General features: G+C 50.3%; 17 protein-coding genes and 1 pseudogene. 4 read left to right on the top strand and 14 right to left on the bottom strand.

Annotated elements, in window-relative coordinates:
* The first annotated feature begins 124 nt into the window (after positions 1-124).
* The 3 genes from N5E87_RS13755 (at position 125) to N5E87_RS13765 (ending at position 2093) form a co-directional block, all read left to right on the top strand.
* Positions 125-961, top strand: a complete 837-nt coding sequence (locus N5E87_RS13755) for an AraC family transcriptional regulator (RefSeq protein ID WP_086902534.1) — start codon at positions 125-127, stop codon at positions 959-961.
* 65 nt (positions 962-1026) lie between these two features.
* Positions 1027-1794 (top strand): AzlC family ABC transporter permease, encoded by a 768-nt coding sequence (locus tag N5E87_RS13760; RefSeq protein ID WP_086902533.1) that lies wholly within the window; start codon positions 1027-1029, stop codon positions 1792-1794.
* Positions 1791-2093: an AzlD domain-containing protein gene (locus N5E87_RS13765; protein ID WP_011623281.1), complete on the top strand. Its 303-nt coding sequence runs from the start codon at positions 1791-1793 to the stop codon at positions 2091-2093. Before N5E87_RS13760 ends, N5E87_RS13765 begins: the two co-directional genes overlap by 4 nt.
* On the opposite strand, the pseudogene N5E87_RS13770 reads toward N5E87_RS13765, so the two are convergent.
* From N5E87_RS13770 to agaR, 7 genes and pseudogenes are all read right to left on the bottom strand, one after another.
* Positions 2083-3441 (bottom strand): annotated as a pseudogene (locus tag N5E87_RS13770) (sugar MFS transporter). The gene N5E87_RS13765 and the pseudogene N5E87_RS13770 overlap by 11 nt on opposite strands.
* A gap of 106 nt (positions 3442-3547) precedes the next feature.
* Entirely contained in the window at positions 3548-4732 is a 1185-nt protein-coding gene (gene nagA, locus N5E87_RS13775; RefSeq protein ID WP_086902532.1) for an N-acetylglucosamine-6-phosphate deacetylase, read from the bottom strand.
* Positions 4722-5648, bottom strand: a complete 927-nt coding sequence (gene agaK / locus N5E87_RS13780) for an N-acetylgalactosamine kinase AgaK (RefSeq protein ID WP_086902531.1) — start codon at positions 5646-5648, stop codon at positions 4722-4724. The genes nagA and agaK overlap by 11 nt, the downstream gene beginning before the upstream one ends.
* A 20-nt stretch (positions 5649-5668) precedes the next feature.
* Entirely contained in the window at positions 5669-6829 is a 1161-nt protein-coding gene (gene agaS, locus N5E87_RS13785; protein ID WP_086902530.1) for a D-galactosamine-6-phosphate deaminase AgaS, read from the bottom strand.
* 7 nt (positions 6830-6836) lie between these two features.
* On the bottom strand, positions 6837-8123 hold the full coding sequence (locus tag N5E87_RS13790) for a class II D-tagatose-bisphosphate aldolase, non-catalytic subunit (RefSeq protein ID WP_086902529.1): 1287 nt from the start codon (positions 8121-8123) through the stop codon (positions 6837-6839).
* Between the two features lie 5 nt (positions 8124-8128).
* Entirely contained in the window at positions 8129-9499 is a 1371-nt protein-coding gene (locus tag N5E87_RS13795) for a Gfo/Idh/MocA family oxidoreductase (protein ID WP_086902528.1), read from the bottom strand.
* A gap of 12 nt (positions 9500-9511) precedes the next feature.
* Positions 9512-10297, bottom strand: a complete 786-nt coding sequence (agaR, locus tag N5E87_RS13800; protein WP_011623288.1) for a transcriptional repressor AgaR — start codon at positions 10295-10297, stop codon at positions 9512-9514.
* A 334-nt stretch (positions 10298-10631) separates the two neighbouring features.
* Between agaR and N5E87_RS13805 the strand changes: the two genes are divergently transcribed.
* Entirely contained in the window at positions 10632-13487 is a 2856-nt protein-coding gene (locus tag N5E87_RS13805) for a TonB-dependent receptor (protein ID WP_086902527.1), read from the top strand.
* Between the two features lie 46 nt (positions 13488-13533).
* Here the strand turns inward: N5E87_RS13805 and N5E87_RS13810 are convergent, their stop codons facing one another.
* From N5E87_RS13810 to N5E87_RS13840, 7 genes are all read right to left on the bottom strand, one after another.
* A complete protein-coding gene (locus N5E87_RS13810) occupies positions 13534-14232 on the bottom strand; it encodes a YafY family protein (protein WP_011623290.1) in 699 nt (232 codons plus the stop codon).
* A 110-nt stretch (positions 14233-14342) separates the two neighbouring features.
* Positions 14343-14792, bottom strand: a complete 450-nt coding sequence (locus N5E87_RS13815) for a GyrI-like domain-containing protein (protein WP_086902526.1) — start codon at positions 14790-14792, stop codon at positions 14343-14345.
* A 182-nt stretch (positions 14793-14974) separates the two neighbouring features.
* Complete coding sequence (locus N5E87_RS13820; RefSeq protein WP_086902525.1) at positions 14975-15358, bottom strand: VOC family protein; 384 nt, start codon at positions 15356-15358, stop codon at positions 14975-14977.
* A gap of 153 nt (positions 15359-15511) precedes the next feature.
* Positions 15512-17233, bottom strand: a complete 1722-nt coding sequence (locus N5E87_RS13825) for a phospho-sugar mutase (RefSeq protein WP_086902524.1) — start codon at positions 17231-17233, stop codon at positions 15512-15514.
* 272 nt (positions 17234-17505) lie between these two features.
* The gene (locus N5E87_RS13830; RefSeq protein WP_055646780.1) at positions 17506-17811 is read right to left on the bottom strand and encodes a hypothetical protein; all 306 of its coding nucleotides are present in this window, start codon (positions 17809-17811) and stop codon (positions 17506-17508) included.
* Positions 17812-18254: 443 nt separating this feature from the next.
* Complete coding sequence (locus N5E87_RS13835) at positions 18255-19232, bottom strand: TerC family protein (protein WP_011717593.1); 978 nt, start codon at positions 19230-19232, stop codon at positions 18255-18257.
* A 468-nt stretch (positions 19233-19700) separates the two neighbouring features.
* Positions 19701-19940: a DUF3624 domain-containing protein gene (locus N5E87_RS13840; protein ID WP_069454657.1), complete on the bottom strand. Its 240-nt coding sequence runs from the start codon at positions 19938-19940 to the stop codon at positions 19701-19703.
* Positions 19941-19965: the final 25 nt, after the last annotated feature.

The raw sequence follows: 19965 nt of genomic DNA on the forward strand, positions 1-19965 counted from the left end.
CCGAAAACACGGCAAAGCGCAATTTTGTACAAAAGTGTCGAAGCGTTCTGGGTTACTATCTGGCAAAACAAGCATTAAACGCCAAACGCACTCGCCCATTCATCCAGTCGATAAAGGAGGCCGAATGAACACTGAACATGCGGCCTACCACATCGCCAATGAACTGGGGGGCCTTGAGCTACTTAACGCCCACTATCATAAGCAAAATTTTAGTCGCCATACCCACGAAGGTTACACGGTTGGCGTGATTGAAACGGGCGCTCAGCGTTTTTATCGCACCGGTGGCAACCATGTGGCGCCAAAGCACAGCATTATTCTTGTCAATGCCGACGAAGTGCATAATGGTTGTAGCGCCACCGAGGACGGCTGGTCCTATCGTGCTATGTATCCCGTTCCCGCCCAATTTGCCAATATGACTCAGGAGTTCACTTCAGCTCGCGGCGCGCCCTATTTCCCACAACCCGTAGTGCACGACCCCGAGCTTGCCGAATTGCTGCGCCTCACCTTTAGCACCTTAGATACCTCGGACAATCGCCTACTACGTGAAAGTCTGGTCTACTCGAGCCTGACGCAACTGATGGCGCGCCATGGCCGTAATTATCCCAGTGAACACTTGGGGGCAAACGCTAAGCCCGCATTAGCCTTGGTGAAATCCTTTATTGACGATCACCCCGCGGCCGATATCTCCCTCGAAGAGCTAGCCACACTCGCAGGATTAAGCCCCTATTATTTGCTTAGACAATTCCAACGTTGTTATGGTCTGCCGCCCCACGCCTATCAAACTCAGGCCAGAGTCAGACTGGCAAAACAGAAAATCGGCCAAGGTATTAAGCTGCTAGATGTCGCCATGGAGTGCGGTTTCCATGATCAGAGCCATTTAAACCGCCATTTTAAAAAGACTGTCGGGCTCACCCCAGGGCAATTTGCCAAGGGGATCGGCCGCAATATTATCCAAGCTTAAGCCCTGATTTTACGTTAGCCTTAACCCCTTATATTCTTTTTATCCCAGCCGTGTGAGGAGTCAGAGTGTCAGAGCCGTATATTGTCCACACCCATTCATCCAGTAAGACCAAGGCCTTTTTCAAGGGCACACTCGCCATGTTGCCACTCACCATTGCCGTCGTTCCTTGGGGGATCCTCGCAGGCTCATTCGCGATTGAGGTCGGACTAACACCAATAGAAAGTCAGGCCATGTCGGCGATTATTTTTGCGGGCGCCGCGCAATTGGTCGCGCTCGGCATGGTTAAGGCGGGGATTGGTCTGTGGAGCATTTTAATCACCACCTTGCTGATCACCTCGCGTCACTTGCTGTACGCCATGGCGATGCGCAGCCAAATCAGCCCCTTACCACTGAAATGGCGCCTCACTCTGGGCTTTTTATTAACCGATGAACTCTTTGCCATTGCTAACCAAGGCAAACTGCACAAGTTCGATCCTTGGTACGCGCTGGGCGGCGGTCTGAGTTTTTACCTTGGTTGGAACCTCGCCACCCTGCTCGGCATTATCGCGGGCAATGCTATCGATAACTTAGGCGAATTAGGGCTCGACTTTGCCATTGCCGCGACCTTTATTGCGCTTGTAGTCCCGACGGTGAAAAAGCCGTCAATCCTAGTCTGTGTGCTGGTTTCACTCACCTTTGCTGTGGTGTGCGCCGTGCTGAATATTCAGGCGGGACTGTTAATTGCCGCCCTATCGGGGATGAGCGCTGGCGTGCTCTATGCCAAAGTCACGGGCGAAGATAAGCCAGCCCCCAAAATCGACACGACTGCCACCCAAACTGAGGAAACCCTATGATCTGGTTAATGATTTTTTCAATGGCGGCGGTGGTATTTATCAGTCGGCATTTACTGCTCGAGCCAAAATTGCCGCTAAGGCTGAGTAAAAATACCCAGACCTTTTTGAGTTATTCGGCGCCCGCCGTACTCACGGCCATCTTTGCACCTATCGTATTTGTGCAGGAGGGAAAACTCGATTTAAGCTTAGATAACAGCTACTTGATATGCGCTGTGGTCGCAACAGTATTAGCATTTGTCACGCGTAATACCCTATTGACCACAGTGCTGAGCATGGGACTTTTCTTTGCTATTCATTAACCATAGCAGTGCTTGAGGCCACTTTGGCCGTTAACTTATGGCCCCAAATGGCGTAGTAAAATATTAAGCCGTAGCAAGGTAACAGTAGGAAATATGCCATTTGGCTGTCACCTTGGCTATGGGCGATGTAACCATAGAGCAGTGGCAGAATCGCACCGCCTGCAATCCCCATGATCAATAGCGCCGATGCCGTGGCCGTTAAGCGCCCGAGTCCTTCAAGGGCTAATGGCCACACCGCAGGCCATACCAAGGCGTTTGCCAGCCCAAGCAGGGCTAAGTAAAGCACGGGATCGGGCACGGGTAATACGCCTAACCAACCGAGTAACAGTTCAGACAAACCTTGGCTTTGACTGTCGCTGAGCAAGACCCCGAGGGTAAATAACAAGCCCGCGATGGCCGAGCCCACTAATGCCATTTGCTGGCTGATCCAGCTTGGGATCAGCACGATTCCGAGCACATAGCCAAGTACCATAAATCCCATGGTGTAGGAGGTCATCATGCCAAAGTGCGCAACCCCGAGTCCTTGACTAAATAGTCCTATGCTATCACCGGCAATCACCTCGGCGCCCACATAACAGAAGAGTGTTAGTGCCCCTAAGATCACCTGCGGATACTGTAGAATAGCCTTCCAATCGGCTTGAGTACGCTCGACTCGCTCACCTAATTCAGGCTCTGGCAGCGGCGAAAACCACACAAAGGCCATCAATCCCAGTAGTACAAACACCATCATTAAATAGGGCTGTACTAAACGATTGGCTAATTCCGTTAACGCCAATTCGCGCTGCGCCTAGGACAGGCTGGCCAATGCCGTTTCACTGTAGGGTTCCATGCCCGTTAAAATCCAGGCAGTAAAGATAATTGGCACAATAAAGCCCGCGCCCTTATTCACAATCCCCATTAAACTTATCCGCATTGCCGCACTTTCCCGTGGGCCAATACAGACAATGTAAGGATTGGCGGCCGTTTGCAGCAAGGTTAAGCCTGTGCCCAATACAAATAACGCCAAGAGGAAGGTCGCAAAATGGCCGACCAAAGCCGCCACAATAAACAAACCCGCGCCTGCCGCCATGATCCCTAAACCTAAGGTCATGCCCATCTTATAGCCGAGACGCGTGAGGATGGATGAGGTCGGCAGCGCCATCACAAAATAAGCTATGTAAAACACAAAGGTGACTAAATAGGCTTCAAACTCATTCAACTGACAGGCAATTTTTAAAAATGGGATCAAGGCACCATTGAGCCAAGTCACAAAGCCAAAGACAAAAAATAAAATTCCTATCAATAACATAGGAATAAAACTGCCCTGCGGTGAGGCCGTGGCTTGGGTACTGTCGGACGTGAATTTCATCGTTTCACCTTATTGTTATTTTGCTTGTTGAATGGGCAATGAGTTGAGTACTTATCTCCCAAATTAATGCCACTTTAATTATTGTTTTAATTGATATATCGATAACTTACGCAAACCGAACCTGCTCGGCTTGATACAGCAACTCCCCAGCAATCCAGACCGCTAGGACCCTGTGCTCGTCATCGAGCCAGACCCAATCTGCCTGCTTACCTTCGGCAATATCCCCCAATTGCGGCCGCTGAATAAAGTCGGCGGGCGTGCGTGTCGCCATCTGTACTGCGTTACTAAGGCCAAGATGGAGTTCGGTGGCGGCATAACGCACCGCGCTCGCCATATCCAGTACTGAACCCGCTAAGGAGCCATGCTGATCCCTCAGCGTCATCCCATCACGAACTACTTTGCCATCGAAGAATTGAAATTCCGTTTGCTCGCTCCCTAAGGGCGACATGGCATCGGTGACTAACATCAGGTGCTCAGTTCCCTTTGCCCGCCACGCCGCCAGCGCCGAGATGGGATGCACATGTTGACCATCGAGAATAATCCCGCAGTAGGTGTTTTCACTGGCCAATGCCGCGCCCACCATTCCCGGTTCGCGGGAAGTCAGTGCCGACATGCCGTTGTAGAGGTGGGTAAAACCCGATGCACCAGCCTTAATGGCCTTAAGGACGGTGTCGCCGTCGGCATTCGAATGCCCAAGGCTGACAATGGCGCCGGAGGCAACGAGGCGTTTGATTTGTTCAGGGGTGACTGATTCTGGCGCTAGGGTGATGAGCCTAACACCGAGATCTTGCCTTAAGTAAAGCTGCCACTCGCGCTCAGTGATGCTGCGCAAGTGCGCGGGAGGGTGGCAACCGCGTTTTGCGACCGACAGATGCGGGCCTTCAAAATGGATACCGATAACCCCAGGAACTTGGCAAACCATAGCTTGAGCCACCGCATCGGCCGCCGCCTGCATCACCTCAATATCGTCGGTGATCACCGTAGGTAACATGGCCGTAGTGCCAAACTGGCGATGGGCCTGCATCATCAGCCTTAAGGTTTCCAGCGTCGGAGCATGATTGAACATCACGCCTCCGCCACCATTGACTTGAGTGTCGATAAATCCCGCCACCAGCGTGCCAGAGGTCAATCGGTAGTGTGGTTTATCCGCTGTCCACTCTGCCGATATTGAGGTTTTAAGGCCGCAGATAATGCCATTCGACACCTCAATCATGCAGTGCTCAGCAAGTTTGCCTTGAGTTAGCACCTTAGCGCCGTCGGCTATCAGCTTAAAATCCGTATTAGGCTTCATAGCTTATCCCCGCATCTAGCCCGTGACCGAGCAAGGCCGCGCCGCGCACGCCACTGGCCGAACCAAAGTCGGCCAATTTAAATTGCGGCAAAGTCACGCCATCAAAAAGATGCGCCTTGGTTGCTTGGGGTAAGGCGGCGAGAATTTCTTCCACCTCGGATAATCCACCGCCCAACACGATAATATCCGGGTCCATCGCCAGCACTAATGAAGCCATTAAGCTTCCGAGAATATCCATATAAGTCTCAAAGGTTTTGATGGCGAGCGGGTCGTTTTGCCGCAGTGCACTCAGCCATGCAAAGGTATCGGCCGTTTGCCCCGCGATATCTTGGTAGAGTCTGCCAAGCCCAGTGCCTGACACATAGGTCTCGGCGCAGCCCTCAAGCCCACAGCCACAGGCATAGAGCGGCAGTTGATGTCGACGGGCAACATAGGCGCTCACGCCTTGATGGCCAAACTCTCCAGCGAGTCGATTTGCACCGAGATACAATTTGCCATCAATACATAAACCACCGCCAGTACCGGTACCGAGAATCATCCCCAAAACGCGGGAGTGTCCCCTGCCCACCCCGAGTACCGCTTCGGAGAGGGCAAAACAGCGGCAATCATTACCGATAGCCACGGTTCGATTGAGCAACTTAGCAAGATCATGGGCAACACGGCGTTGATTAAGGCAAGGCACATTACTCGAAATCACAGTCCCGTCGGCTTTCACCACCCCGGGGAGCGCAATCCCAACGGTACCGCGCTCACCACATTGCTGATCCGCCTTTTCGATTTGCTCGGCAAGCGTTGCCATAAAGGCACTGTAATCCTGCCTAGGAGTACTTAAACGCCACTTATCCTGTAGCGCTAATTGAGTATCAAAAATCGCTAACTCAATCTTTGTTCCACCTATATCTAAACCGTAATACATGCCCTTGCCCTTATTTATATTTATTTTACAAAGGGATATACATTGACACCCTGCACAACTCGATTAACTTGCCCCGTGGGACAAGGATTATCCGGCGATACTTTAAGTTGAATCGCTTTGTAGATGGCTAGGATTTGACACCACAAAATAAAGGGTAATCCCAACCAGACTTCGTTAAGCCCACTGCTGCCAGTTAACAGTTCTTCGGAGAGCGTCAATACTGATAAGGCTTGATTATCTCGCTTAAGCTCTTGAATTAAATCGTTATCATATTGGCGAGTATAGGGGTCAGATGACACCATCACTAGCACTTGCGTATAACTATCGACTAAAGATTTTGGCCCATGGCGAAACCCGAGCGGACTCTCATAGGCACTCACCACTTGCCCTGCTGTGAGTTCAAGGTACTTAAGCGCCGCCTCTTGGGCGATGGCCTTAAGTGGTCCGCCACCGAGGAACACAACCCGCTTGCTAGGCTGCTCGGATTGCAGACGGATTTCAGCTAAGCGCTCAGTTAAGATGTGCTCGGCCATCTCGATACATTGCGCTAGCGCCTGAGGGTTTGGCGCAAAAATCAACAAGGTTGCCAAGTACATACAGGTAAAGCTGCTGGTCATGGCAAAACTCACGTCGTGGGTTTCATCGGGCAACTTATACAAGTAACAATGGGATTTGTCGGCGCAATAGTTGGCGAGCTTTCCCTGACCATTACAGGTGATCGCCAGATGGTAACAATCATCGACCAATTGCTCCGCCAGTTCGACCGCCGCCATACTCTCAGGGCTGTTTCCCGAGCGGCCGTAGGAAATCAGCAGTGTGGGAATATTGCCCCGCAGATACAGCTCTGGGTGACTCACGATATCCGTGGTGCTGATGGCTTCCACTTGTTGGGTTGCCAAAGGTAAATGCTGCTGAATATGGGCTGCGAGCACATCACCTATATAGGCCGACGTCCCTGCCCCAGTGAGGATAATCCTTAACTGCGGCTTTGCCAGAATCGGCGTTAACCAAGCTGCAATTGTGCGATTATCACTGTGCTGCTCGCTCACTTTGCGCCACATTTTCGGCTGCTGGCTGATTTCCTTTGCCGTCCAAAAGGCGCCATATTGGGTTAATTGCTCTGCACTCAATAACAGGTTGCTATCTTCATGTTCGAATGGAGAAAGAGGACTGGTTAACATCAAAATATCATCCCTTTAAAGGTGATTGCATCACAGGAAGCTGGCAGGCATTGGCGTAATCGGCCAATACTTCGGTAATTTTATGCAGCACGAGTTCACGGGCCGTGGGCTTAAGTTCCCCCGCCAACACCGCCGTATATTGGTTCGGTAAATACTGGCTGATCAGCGGCAGAGGAATGCTTTGGGCTAAGTTGCTCAATAGCTGCTCGACCTTGTTTTGCAGACTCGGCCAGTAGTAACGCACACGGTCACTAAAGCTAAAGCCAAGTTGCCACTTCAATGCCTCGTTGTCGGCATAAAACCCTTGCCAATACTTAGGGTTATCTCGCATTAACTCAAAACAGCTTTGGCGTAAATCCGAGCATTGCTCGGGCTGGCACAGCACATTTTCGATATGGGACAGGGCAAACAAGGCCTCCCGCAGAGCAAAGGTAAGCTGTGGGCCCACTTTTAAAATCGCGAAATGCTGCTGCACTAAGGCTTGATACCCCATGCTGAGCTGATAATCGGTCGAATGCGCCTCAAACACTAATCTGGGATAACCGCGAATGAACTCACTTTGGGCATGGGTCGCCTCGGGTTCAAACAAATGTACTTGGCTGTTATCAAACTCCACCCCAGGCTGAACGACAACCGCAATCACCTTTTGCCACACCTCCTCTCCCAGCCCTGCCGCAGCAAAGGCATCGCGGTGGCAATTTAAGGTATGTTCAATGGCGCTGACGGGCGTGACCGCAAGTTCGGCCTCCATCTCACTCACGCCGCCCGGCGCAGGCACTTCGGTGCCTATCACATAACAGAGCGCTTGCTCGGGCGCACGGTGGGCTTCGGCCACCGCACAGAGCCGCGCCGCACGCGCTGCGATAAGTTCATCCGCTAAGGGAAGCACATCACCGCCACAAGCCATACTGGTGTCAAGGTGGATTTTGGTAAATCCCGCCTTAACATATTCGGCGATAAGGTCTTCCGCCAATTGCATCGCCTCTTCGGCGGCTTGCTGGCACCAAACAACGGGGCCTAAGTGGTCGCCACCAAAGAGTAACTGCGAAGGTTCAAGGCCAAGTTCAATGGCCATTTGAGTGACGAAGTCGATGAAATCCTGTGGTTTCATCCCGGTATAACCGCCAAACTGATTCACTTGGTTGGCGGTCGCCTCGATAAGTAAGGGCGTGCCATTCGCCTTTGCCTGCAATAGCGCCGCCTGTAACACCAAGGGCTGGGCCGAGCAGACGGCAAAAATGCCCGCCTGCTGACCTGCTTTATTGGCGTCAATGATAGTTTGAATCACTGACATAGCGCTTACCCCACAATGCCGAGGGGTTTCGCGGTTTGCCAGACACCACGGGTAAAGTCTGGGAAGTCCTTGGAGTTACCACGGTCACCGACTGAGGCCACCGACAAGGGGAATACCGCCGACCATGCCGCGCCGTCGTACACATCCTGATCCAGTGCCTCGCCATTACGTAGGCAGTAAATCATCCGCCAACACATCAAGAAGTCCATGCCACCGTGGCCGCCATTCTCCTCCGCCTCTTTGCCCATACGGGTCCACAGAGGGTGGTCATATTTGGCGTACCATGAATCCATGTTTTCATCCCACTCGTGATAACTGCCAGAGCCACCGTTTTCCAGCGCGATACGATTAGGGAAGCCGGCAAACACGCCGTTTGTCCCTTGGATCAGGTTATGACGGCTGTAAGGACGAGGCGTGGTCGTATCATGCTGCACCATGATGCTGCGACCTTTTACCGTCTTAATCAGACTGGTGTTCATGTCGCCACAAATGTACTTGAGTTGGTTACGCTGATGATCCGCTGGGAACTCACGTTTGGCATAGGCGGCGCGGCCTAAGGAAGGAGAGCTCACAGAGGTTAAATAGTCTAAACGGTCGCCGCGGTTGATATTCATATACTGGGCGACAGGGCCTAAACCATGGGTGGGATAGAGGTTACCGTTGTATTTGGCATGGTAAGCCGTACGCCAAGAGCCTGTTTTACGGTCGATTTCCTTCATCTGCCAGCGCAGTTCGTGGATGTAGGCGGCCTCACCGTGGAGCAGTTCACCAAACAGGCCTTGGCGCACCATGTTGAGCACCATCAACTCATCACGGCCGTAACAGACGTTTTCCATCATCATACAGTTACGCTGGGTCAGTTCGGCGGTATCCACCAGATCCCACAGCTCTTCAATCGTGCCCGCCATCGGGACTTCGACGAAGGCATGTTTGCCCGCTAACATGGCTTCTTTCGCCATGGGGTGATGCCACGCCCATGGTGTGGCAATCACGACGATATCCACATCATCACGGTTTAACAGATCGCGGTACGCATGGTCTCCCTTGCTAAAATAGGCAGGTTTATCACGTCCATATTCGTTAATGGCTTTTTCAGCGCGGGCCAGCACTAAGGTATCGGTATCACAGATGGCGGTAATGCGGGCGCCTTCGATACGGCTGAAATGATGCACAAACCCAATGCCGCGCTCACCCACCCCGATTAACCCTACTCTAACCTCATCCATCTTGGGCACGACCAGCCCCATCACAGATTTACCCGCAGCCTTAGGTGTTGTGCCTGTAGCACGTTCACTGCTGGCACAGGCCGCAAGGGCCGTTGCCGCAGCGGTTACCATAGAAGCCTTTAAAAACGAACGACGATCAAAACCCGACATAGTAATTCCCCGTTATAAATTAGCTTTCTCAATGAGGTGTAATTGCACACCTTGTTTAGTTAATTCATCAACATAGCGCTCTGGGATCCCGGTATCTGTCACTAGGCGCGTAATACGGCGACTGCTGCAAATAACGTGGAATGCTTGTTGATCAAACTTTGATGAGTCAGTCACAACGATAATTTCACTCGCTATCTCACACATCATTCGGTTGAGGCTGGCCTCTTTTTCAAAGTGAGTGGTTAATCCCACCCGCAAATCGAAACCATCTACCCCTAAAATCAACTTGTTAAAGTTGTAATCCCGCAGGCTGTTCTCGGCGATATTGCCGTAGAACGACAGGGATTTTTTACGTAACAGTCCGCCGGTTAACATCACCTCCACTTCGTCAGCCTTAGCCAACTCGGTGGCGATATTCAGGCCATTGGTCATCACGATCAGATCCTTATGCTCCATCAGGTTCGCCGCCACCTGTTGGGTGGTCGTCCCCGAGTCGAGCAATAAGCGATCACCGTTTTGCACCAAGGCTGCCGCGGCCTTACCTAACTCTTGCTTTAAGGCCGAATGGCAACTGCCCTTCTCCTTCAGTGATAACTCCCGGATCAACTCGCTGTTGACCATAGCGCCGCCCCGGGAGCGCACCAGTAACTGCTTTTGATCCAACATGGCTAAATCGCTACGGATCGTGACTTCAGATACCCCAAAGTGTTCTGCGAGTTCGGCAACAGAGACCTTTCCCTGTAACTGTGTCATTCGCACAATTTCCTGCTGCCTTTCTATCGTGTTCAAAGTACTCACAAGCTTCTCCATTCTTTCGATTATCTATCGATTGAAAGGTAACACGCCAAGAAAAACTTTCAAACACTTTCGAAATTACTTTTCACCATCGAAAAAACAAATAACTAAATTAACAATAACTTACGAAGCTTTAGCTCAAGTTTTTACCATAAGTTGATTTTCATCATGCATGAATGTGAAACTTTTTGAAAGTATTTTTACATTTTTTTATTGATCGATTACAGAATTTAACGCTATAAATAAGACTTCGAAAGGTTTTCGCAGTTTCTTTCGCTTTCGAAATTGTATTAAAAGACACGGCAACGACCGTGCATCACACTCATGCGGGGATACTATGAAACTCTTAACCACCAAGCCTGCCGCGATTGCCCTAGCCATCGCAGCGGCTCTGACAGCAACTCACAGCGCTGCCAATGAAATACCAGCAGAGCAACAAACCGAAACGAAAGAGCAAGTTCAAGCGAAGGACACTGCGCAAGCCCAGGATGCCGAAGTCGAACGCATTCAGGTAACAGGGATCAGAAACAGTATTAAGGAAGGGATGTTCCTAAAACAGAATGCCGTGAGCGTGGTCGACCTTGTAGTCGCCGATGACATTGGTAAATTTCCAGATGAAAACTTAGCCGAGGCGCTACAGCGTATTCCCGGGGTGACCATTACCCGTAACGGCGGCGAAGGGCAAAATATTCTGGTTCGCGGCCTTGGCGATGGTTATAACGTCACCACCCTCAATGGCCGTAAATTGGCCTCAGAAAATGCGGGCCGAGACTTTAACTTCGACACCATCGCCTCGGAGCTGGTAAACGTGCTGGCGGTGTATAAGTCACCCGAAGCCAGACTGACCGAAGGTGGCATTGGCGCTATCGTCGATATCCAAACCCGTAAACCGCTGGATTTAGAAGGCCGTACCATTCAAGCCTCCGCCAAGGGGATTTACGAGTCCCGTACTGAGGATATTCACCCCCACGCCTCGCTGATCATCGGTGATAAGACGGATGACGATAGTTTTGGTGCGCTGGTCTCGGCGGTATATTCCCGTAAGACACTGCGGGCTGACACCTATTCGGCCGAAGGCTTCTTCGATGAAGATGAAGGCTGGGGCGTCGACAGTGCCGGGGTGCCGGTCGATACCAACAATAACGGCGTGATCGACCCAGGTGAGATTTATGCCTCTAAGATCCCAAGCTATATGTATTTTGCGAACGCCCAAGACGTGCGTGAACGCGTAGGTGGCACGCTCGCCCTGCAATGGCGCCCACTGGATAATCTCGACATTAACTTCGACGGTCTCTATTCACGCTACAACACCGATGGCCATAAATACCAAATCGGCTTCGTGAACTACGACGAAGAATGGACGCCGGGCACACCGCTATTTACCGACGCCATATTTGACGATCAGGGCCGTGTGGTGAGCATGAACCAAACGGGTGACAACACTATGGTTGAATTGCTCAACCTCAGTACCCCAAGAAAAACCGATACCTACCAAATGGGCCTTAAGGCCGACTGGTATGTTATGCCCAATTGGTCGATTACCGCCGATGTCGCCTACTCCGCCGCGCAAAATGCCAATAATGGCGATAACCGCTTCGTGGTTGCCCGTGGCTTTGTCGATGGTATCGACATCGATTACACCCGTGGCAATATGCTGCCCGATGTGGTGATCAGCCCAGGTCTGAGCGCCGATCAAAAATACGGCGCCCACTATAGCCGTAACAGTGGCGTCGATGTCGACGATAAAATTACTGACATCAAACTTATCAGCCAATACATTCCCGATGAAGGCATCATCAGCAAGGTCGATTTTGGCGTCAATTATGTCAAGCAAGTGAAGAAGCAGACCGAATTTGCCTCCGCTAACTCCAGCCAATTCAGCCGTGGTGGTTATTACCTCACCCGCGACGGTTATACCTTCGATAACAGCACTGTCTTTACTCAAGGCGAATTTGAACTGTTCCAAATTCCTTCGAGCGTATTTGTGCCCGCCAACTTCGATAACTTCCTCGATGGTGAAAACAGCATCTCCCCAGAGCCATGGCCAAGCTTCGACTACGACAAACTGCTTGAATACTACCGCAGCATTAACCAAGAAGCGGCGGATAAGAGCATTGTCGCTAGCCTCAATAAGGCTGGCAGCTATGAAGTCACAGAAGCGGTGACCTCCGCCTATGTGCAGGTGAATATTGAAGAGGAAATTTTCGATCTGCCGTATATGTTGAACTTAGGCCTCAGAGCGAGCCAGACTAAAGTCACCTCCGACGGTTATGCCTACGATTTGGCTAAGGTTGAATTAGACAGTGCCGGCCAACCCACCAACAATGATTGGAAAAACGTTGTTCAAACCAGTTACGACGATAGCTATACCAATGTGTTACCGAGCATGAACTTTAAGCTCAATCTGCAGGATGACTTGCTGCTACGTGTCTCCGCCGCCGAAGTGTTAAGCCGCCCATCACTCTATGCGCTGCGAGTGTGGGCTGCACCGAGTTTCACGACCCGTGAGAATGGCTTACCGACACTGACACGCGGTAACCCAAGCGTCGCCCCTGAAAAGGCGCGCCAAGGGGATATCTCCCTCGAATGGTATTTCCACGAGAGTAGCTCACTGAGCGGTGCCATTTTTATCAAGGACATTGAATCCTTTATCACCGACGACAAAGGGCCTCAAATGGTTGAGGGGACTGAATATTATGTCACTCAACCCGTATCGGGTAAGTACGGCGCCAAAGTGCAAGGGGTGGAAGCCGCATGGCAGCAATCCCTCGACGAATACCTGCCAGAGCCCTTTAATGGTTTAGGTTTCCAGCTGAACTACACCTATGTGGACAGCAGCTATGATGATCCCGAAATCGATGCGAAAGGCTTACCCTTCAAGGGCATGTCGAAAAACTCTTACAACGCCGTCCTTTACTATGAGCAATACGGTCTGCAGGCCAGGGTTGCCTATAACTGGCGCAGTAAGTTCCTGGTCGATCCCGAAGCTTGGGGTGGTCCAGCTTGGATCCAAGACTACGGTCAGCTCGATGCTAGCGCGAGTTATGATATTTTCGAAAATGTGTCGATTTTCGCCGAGGCTTCGAACCTGACCAATAACCGCTATTCGGGTTATGTGAAGTATGAGGACCAAGTGAATTACCTAGAGCGTTTTGGCACCCAAATCGCCCTCGGGATCCGCGGCAGTTTCTAAGCAAGATTCATAAAGTAATCAAAATAAAGCCACTCAATGAGTGGCTTTATTTTTCGGCTTCACGCTCGCGCATCTGGGCGTCCATCAAGCAAATATAATCCTCTAATTCCTGCCCCGGCGTCGGTTCAAAATGGCGGTTAAGCCTTAACAATCCTGTAATACGATCGACCCGAAAGTTGCGAAAATCTTGGCGTAATTCGCACCAGGTCAGCAAGGTCCAAGTGCCTCGCCAAAAATAGATGGCGAGCGGCCGCACTTCGCGCTCGGTCAGGGCTTTATTCACATCTTGATAGAAGAGTTTGACGTACTCACGGCGCTGGGCCGCATTACGCAGCGGGTCGAGAAACTGAAACTCGTTGGAATCTAAATAAAAATCCGGCGAAAACATCAAGGATTGATAGGCTTGCAAGCGCTTAGGGAGTACGGCTTCCACTTTTATCATCGCCTGACGCGCCGCACTGCCAAGCTCTTTGCCGCCCCATGTTTGCACCATACGCATGCCGACTTGAATCGCCTCTAATTCGGCCTCGTTAAACATCAGTGGTGGCACATTCACTTCGTGGCGCAATAGATAGCCCACGCCCGCCTCCCCTTCAATGGGAATGCCGCTCAAACACAAATCCTGCACATCGCGGTATACGGTGCGGGTCGAGACTTCTAAACGATCCGCCAGCTCTTGGGCGGTCGTTAATCGTCGATGTTTAAGAATTTGCACTATTTGGAATAGGCGGTCGGCACGGCGCATGGACAGTAATCACACCTCAAATTGGCTTTGCAGCGAAAGTTTAGGGATCTTAACCGCTAAAGCTTACCCGCCCAAGCGATACTGTACAGGCAAAGCGTTATGGATTCGGCCTACACGATCCCGATATAAATCTCGACCTTATCGGCGCTTCGATAGACCTCAAAGTCCGTTTGATAATCACGCTGATGCGGACAATCAGGTGCACTAAAGTAGCGCCAAATCTGTCCCCAAAGATCAACCACACAGTGGGGCATTTCCCCTTGTGCACTGAACTTAAGGTATTTTCCTTCTCGTAGCTGCAACGCCGTAAAAGGGCCGGTCTCGCTGACAGACTCAACGCTTTTCCCCACTAAAACCGAATAGTCTCCCGTCATATCGGATTCATAGTCGTAGTAAACCCCATACATGGGAGAGTCGAGCATCGCCGTGAGTTGTGATGATTCAAAGAATGTCTGCCAAAGCGCTGCAATCTTGCCGCCTTCACCCGCCATTTCGGTGCTATTGTTGGTGCGCGTACTCAGCCCAAGCATAGGTTGAGCCGCCATAAAAACCTGTTCCATTATCCTTTACCTTCATCACTGAAATTTGCTGTTGCTTGTTTAAGGCTATCGCGAGACCTTACTGCATATCGCTCTTATCCGCAGAACTGACAGTATCCACTCGAATTAAAGATCGGCGTAAACATCAGTACTAAACATCAGTACCGAGAGCCGTGCCAAGGCACGACTCTGCAGAGTTTACATTACTGATTTTGCGACCAGAGGCCGACCTTGTTGCCTTCGCTATCCACGAACAGGGCGATGTAGCCACAACCGCCGTCTTTGATAGGTGTTACAGGCAATAGCATAGTCACATTGGCGGCCACGAGTTTATCCACTAAAGGTTGCAATTGTGCACTAAAATGCAGATATACAGTGCTACCTTCCATCGACGGTTTACTCATGCTGTATTTAACGAGGCCAATGCTGGCGGCGCCTTCCTCCTCTGTTACCAGCGTCGCGTATTGCATGTCTTCCATATCGTCACGTTTAAATTCAACGCCGAAATGTTGTTGATAAAAAGCGATGGCACGATCCATATCACTGACAGGAATTTCACCCCAGACTAACGGTGCAATTGATAACATTTTCACTTTCTCCTTGTTGAAAAATGCCGATGATTCATCATGTTATAAATGTTATTCACCAGCGGACGACAACAAGAATAAAACAAGGCTACTGACAACATCATGTCAGTAGCCTTTGAGTGAAGCTGATTTTATTGAGTGCGCTAAAAGCGCTTATTTAGGTAGGCTCGCCTGATGGGCTGAAATAAACGCCTCCATCGCCTGAGTTGCCCGCGCTTGGGCGCAGGCCAAGGTGTCTTGCGCCGTCATTGGCTCGACCACCTCGTAATAGCACTTGATTTTAGGCTCAGTGCCCGACGGCCGTACTATCACCCGCGCGCCATTGGCTAAGCGGTAGGTTAATACATCACTGGCGGGCAGCTTGATTTTCTCAACCTTGCCATCGGCAAAGCGGCGCTCTAACGCCTTGAGATCATCGGTCGACACCACGGCATGTTCACCAATTGCCAGCGGCGGATGTTCACGCAGATAGGCGCCGATATTGGGCGTGTCGGGTTTTAAGGCAATGCTAACTTGAGCATTGAGATGGAAACCCTGCTCGCGGTATATCTGCTCGAGCCTATCCCAAATGGTTTGCCCTTTTGCGGCAAGCTCGGCCGTTAATTGGGCGAAGGCGACTAGGGCCGACAGGCCGTCTTTATCCCACACCATGTTACCGACGGTGTAACCCAGCGCCTCTTCGTAGGCAAACAGGAATTGATTATCAGGCTGACTCTGCGCAATCCCCACATTCATCAGCCATTTAAAACCAGTGAGCGTGGTATAACTTTCAACGCCAAAGCCTTTGGCGATTTTAGATAACAAACTGGAGGACACAATAGTGGTGCCCACCAGACGTTGCTCCTTACTCGCATGGCTTAACAGATAATGGCCAAAGAGCACGCCCACTTGGTCGCCCGTTAGCATTTGATACTCGCCATCACCTTTACGTACTGCAACAGCGAATCTGTCGGCATCGGGGTCATTGGCACAAGCTAGCATGGCACCATGCTTTTTCGCTTCGGCGATGACTAAGTCCATCGCACCCTTTTCTTCCGGATTCGGGAAATTAACCGTTGGGAAATCCCCATCAGGTTCGCGCTGCGCCGCCACCGAATACACTTGGGTAAAACCTGCGTCTTGGAGCACGGTTTCCGCCATTTCAGCACCCACACCGTGCATCGCGGTATAGGCAAGACTGACTTTTTCGGGCGCGGTGTTATTTTGCAGCACATTGGCGTGCATCACGCCGCGGCGATAGGTTTCGTAATAATCGTCCTGCAACCAGATAAGCTTGCCTTGTTTGGTTGCCTCCACCTGATCCATAAACGGAATTGCTTGGGTTGCCGCCAGCTCAATTTGAGCGGCGATACCTGAGTCATGGGGCGGGATAATCTGCGCGCCGTTTTCCCAATACACTTTGTAGCCGTTGTATTGTGGCGGGTTATGGCTGGCGGTCACCACAATACCGGCGGCGGCATTAAAATGCTTAACCCCAAAGGCCACCAGCGGCGTTGGCGCCACTTTGGCAGTGAGGCGCACTTTAATGCCCATCGCGGTGAGCACACTGGCGGTATCATGGGCGAAAGTGCGTGAATCATGGCGGCCATCGTAACCAATTACGACCCCGCGCTCGGCGGCATCTTTAATTTGTTCGAGCAAATAGGCACCAAGTCCTGCTGATGTTTGGCGGATAACCAAGCGATTCATGCCCATAGGACCTGCGCCCACCACACCGCGTAATCCGGCGGTTCCAAATTCTAAACGTCCCGCAAAACGTGCCTCGAGTTCGGCGTCATTTCCGGCGTCGATTAAGGCTTGCAGTTGTGCCTGAGTGCGGGGATCTGGGTCATTTTCGAGCCAATGCTTAACCTGTAATTGCAAATGGGTATTCATAGGGGGCCTCAGTGAAAATCATTTTCAATCACCTTAGGAAAATCCATGCCGAAGAACAAGCGAATTTGCACTTTTCACGGCGGATTTAAGTGTAAAGAGGGAGAGTGTAACGAACTTAGTAGACAGGAAGTCACGCAAAGATGCGATTTATTAACCCTGTTAATCCTTATGCAACAGGGGCTGTCGAGGTTGCGCAGCAGCGCGCTGTGGTGCGTCGAAAGCACTCACCACCTCAAGCAAAATTGCACTGATAAATGCCACGAATTGCCGTCTTAACGCAGTAAATTAATCGACACTACGTTAGAGAACAGCTCCTTTTCAGAGTCCTGCTCCAATTGATTGCGCCAAGGTTTATCGAAAACCCGCACAAGATAATAAGTATCGCGCCCCGTGTCTGTCACAAAGGCAATGCCAAAACGCATCAACTCGTAGTGAATATCATGGACAAACACCAATGAAAAATTTTGGCGTCCGGTCAGCTGATTAATATCTTCTCGAGTTAAACTCACGCCCTTTTCAACACCCTCGAAGCGTTTCTTTAGCCAATGAGCAAATTCCTTCGCACTCACCATAGACATGATCTTTCTCCTCGTACGAACCTCGGCATTAACGGCCTGGCTCGCTGTCATTTGTTCGATTATTTGTAATGATGGCGTGGCGTAATGGTCAACATCTCAGAATGAGCCAAACTGTCGCCCCATTCCGGCAGATAATGAGCTAAGCCACAAAGTTGATGGTGCTAATAATTTATTGTTATTAGTGCAAAATTGATGAAAACAGACTCTTTATATTTGGCTCAGTGCGCTGTTAGGCGAACGATTACTCAGGTAGAAAGAAAGCCCGAGCCAAACGTCTGTCTATACGAAAAATAGAACAGTTTGCGCACTTTTACCAAACCTAAAAACCGCAAATAGAAATTATTTCATCGGCCAATAACCTAGGCAATTCACAATCCATCTTTGGGATGACCGAATAAAAACTGGCGCACTATGGCGCCAGTTTTAGATAGAAAAACATTAACTTACTTCTGCTCGCGCGTCTTCCACAGGGAGAATAATACCCCCGCCAGCAAGAGGCCGAAGGTGACGCCAAGGGATAAGGCTGTTGGGATTTTAAAGTCCACAATGCCTTCGTGATTAAAGTATACCAGTCCGACTTTTACGCCGATAAATACCAACACCACCGACAACGCATACTTGAGGTACTCGAAACGATGCACCATAGCCGCGAGGGCGAAATACAATGCCCGCAGACCTAAAATAGCAAAGATATTAGAGGTATAGACGATAAAGGGATCTTGGGTAATCGCAAAAATTGCCGGGATACTGTCCACCGCAAACACCAGATCCGCGGTTTCGACTAATATCAACGCCAAGAATAGAGGCGTTGCCCACCAGCCTTTGCTGAGTTGATGCTCCTCTCCCCTTACCCAAAACTTCTCTTGATGAAGGCTTGGCGTAAAACGCATTTTGGAGCGTAACCATTTGTAAAACTTATTATCTTGGATATCTCCATGCTCATCATCGGAAAAGAGCATCTTAATACCAGTGAAAATCAAGAACAGGCCGAATAACACCAACACGCCTTGGTATTGCGCTACCAGCGCCGCGCCTAGACCAATCATAATGGCACGTAGCACGATAACGCCCATGATCCCCCAGAATAACACTCGGTGTTGATACAAACGGGGAATGCCTAAGCTACTGAAAATAAGCGCGATAACGAAGACGTTATCCATAGATAAGGATTTTTCGATAAGGTAACCCGTGAGGTATTCCATCCCCGCAGTCGAGCCCTTATACCACCATAACCAAGCGCCGAACAACAGACCCATACAAATATAAAAGGCCGATAATTTAAGGCTCTCTGCCACGGTAATTTCGTGCTGCTCTTTGTGTAGCACACCTAAGTCGAAGGCTAACAATGCCAACACAAAGCCAAAAAACATTAACCAAACCCATATCGGGTAACCCACAAATAGCGTGGTTAAAAACTCCATAACACTCCCTAAAACCTAAAAAAATACCGAGTTTTCTCGGCTCCATCGCCATATTCGATCTTAGTACTTGGCGATACCAAAAACAGTGAAACAGGGTAAAAACCTTAAAATGTCAGATTAAAATTTGTTTAAATCCATACTTATCAGCCAAAAAAACTCGTTACACGAACCCTTATCATCAGAGTATTTATGGTACTCAGTTCAGATTTAAGCCTAGCCCTAACACTCACGGGATCACGGAGTAAAATAATCGCGTGAGCTCATCACTCATCACGCCTCAGCACCAATCGACAGTATTTTTCGCTAAGACGATAAAAAGCGAGCTGTTTCAGCGCACTGTGTAACACTTGAGCATTAAGCGAAAATGAAAAAGTTCGCGGGCAAGCATGGCCGTTTGAAATAGTGTAAATGGCGAGTGTGACCGCTCACCACAAAGGATAAAAAGGAGATTCGATGGGAAGTGAAAAACTACTCACGCCCGAGCAGACGGCGCGCGACTAATACCACAAGATGCAGTAACAACAGGCCACTAAAGGCTAAGCAGAAAAACAGTAAGGCGATGGAGTTGACCTCTCGAGGAGCGTCACTGTAGAGATACCACCACAAAGGCCAACCGATAAGCGATAGCAGCGTCAACTGCCACATGCAGCGTTTACAGCGACCTATTTTTTGCCTAAAAATTGACGTTTTACATTCACCACAACTCATAATATTCCCTAACTATAGAGTGAAT

The sequence above is a fragment of the Shewanella sp. GD03713 genome, from assembly GCF_029843705.1.
Taxonomy (GTDB): domain Bacteria; phylum Pseudomonadota; class Gammaproteobacteria; order Enterobacterales; family Shewanellaceae; genus Shewanella.

Coding starts and splice junctions, on each gene's coding strand:
- N5E87_RS13755 (WP_086902534.1), top strand. CDS start 125: ATGAACACTGAACATGCGGCCTACCACATCGCCAATGAACTGGGGGGC.
- N5E87_RS13765 (WP_011623281.1), top strand. CDS start 1,791: ATGATCTGGTTAATGATTTTTTCAATGGCGGCGGTGGTATTTATCAGT.
- nagA (WP_086902532.1), bottom strand. CDS start 4,732: ATGAAGCCTAATACGGATTTTAAGCTGATAGCCGACGGCGCTAAGGTG.
- agaK (WP_086902531.1), bottom strand. CDS start 5,648: ATGTATTACGGTTTAGATATAGGTGGAACAAAGATTGAGTTAGCGATT.
- agaS (WP_086902530.1), bottom strand. CDS start 6,829: ATGTTAACCAGTCCTCTTTCTCCATTCGAACATGAAGATAGCAACCTG.
- N5E87_RS13790 (WP_086902529.1), bottom strand. CDS start 8,123: ATGTCAGTGATTCAAACTATCATTGACGCCAATAAAGCAGGTCAGCAG.
- N5E87_RS13795 (WP_086902528.1), bottom strand. CDS start 9,499: ATGTCGGGTTTTGATCGTCGTTCGTTTTTAAAGGCTTCTATGGTAACC.
- N5E87_RS13805 (WP_086902527.1), top strand. CDS start 10,632: ATGAAACTCTTAACCACCAAGCCTGCCGCGATTGCCCTAGCCATCGCA.
- N5E87_RS13810 (WP_011623290.1), bottom strand. CDS start 14,232: ATGCGCCGTGCCGACCGCCTATTCCAAATAGTGCAAATTCTTAAACAT.
- N5E87_RS13815 (WP_086902526.1), bottom strand. CDS start 14,792: ATGGAACAGGTTTTTATGGCGGCTCAACCTATGCTTGGGCTGAGTACG.
- N5E87_RS13820 (WP_086902525.1), bottom strand. CDS start 15,358: ATGTTATCAATTGCACCGTTAGTCTGGGGTGAAATTCCTGTCAGTGAT.
- N5E87_RS13825 (WP_086902524.1), bottom strand. CDS start 17,233: ATGAATACCCATTTGCAATTACAGGTTAAGCATTGGCTCGAAAATGAC.
- N5E87_RS13830 (WP_055646780.1), bottom strand. CDS start 17,811: ATGTCTATGGTGAGTGCGAAGGAATTTGCTCATTGGCTAAAGAAACGC.
- N5E87_RS13835 (WP_011717593.1), bottom strand. CDS start 19,232: ATGGAGTTTTTAACCACGCTATTTGTGGGTTACCCGATATGGGTTTGG.
- N5E87_RS13840 (WP_069454657.1), bottom strand. CDS start 19,940: ATGAGTTGTGGTGAATGTAAAACGTCAATTTTTAGGCAAAAAATAGGT.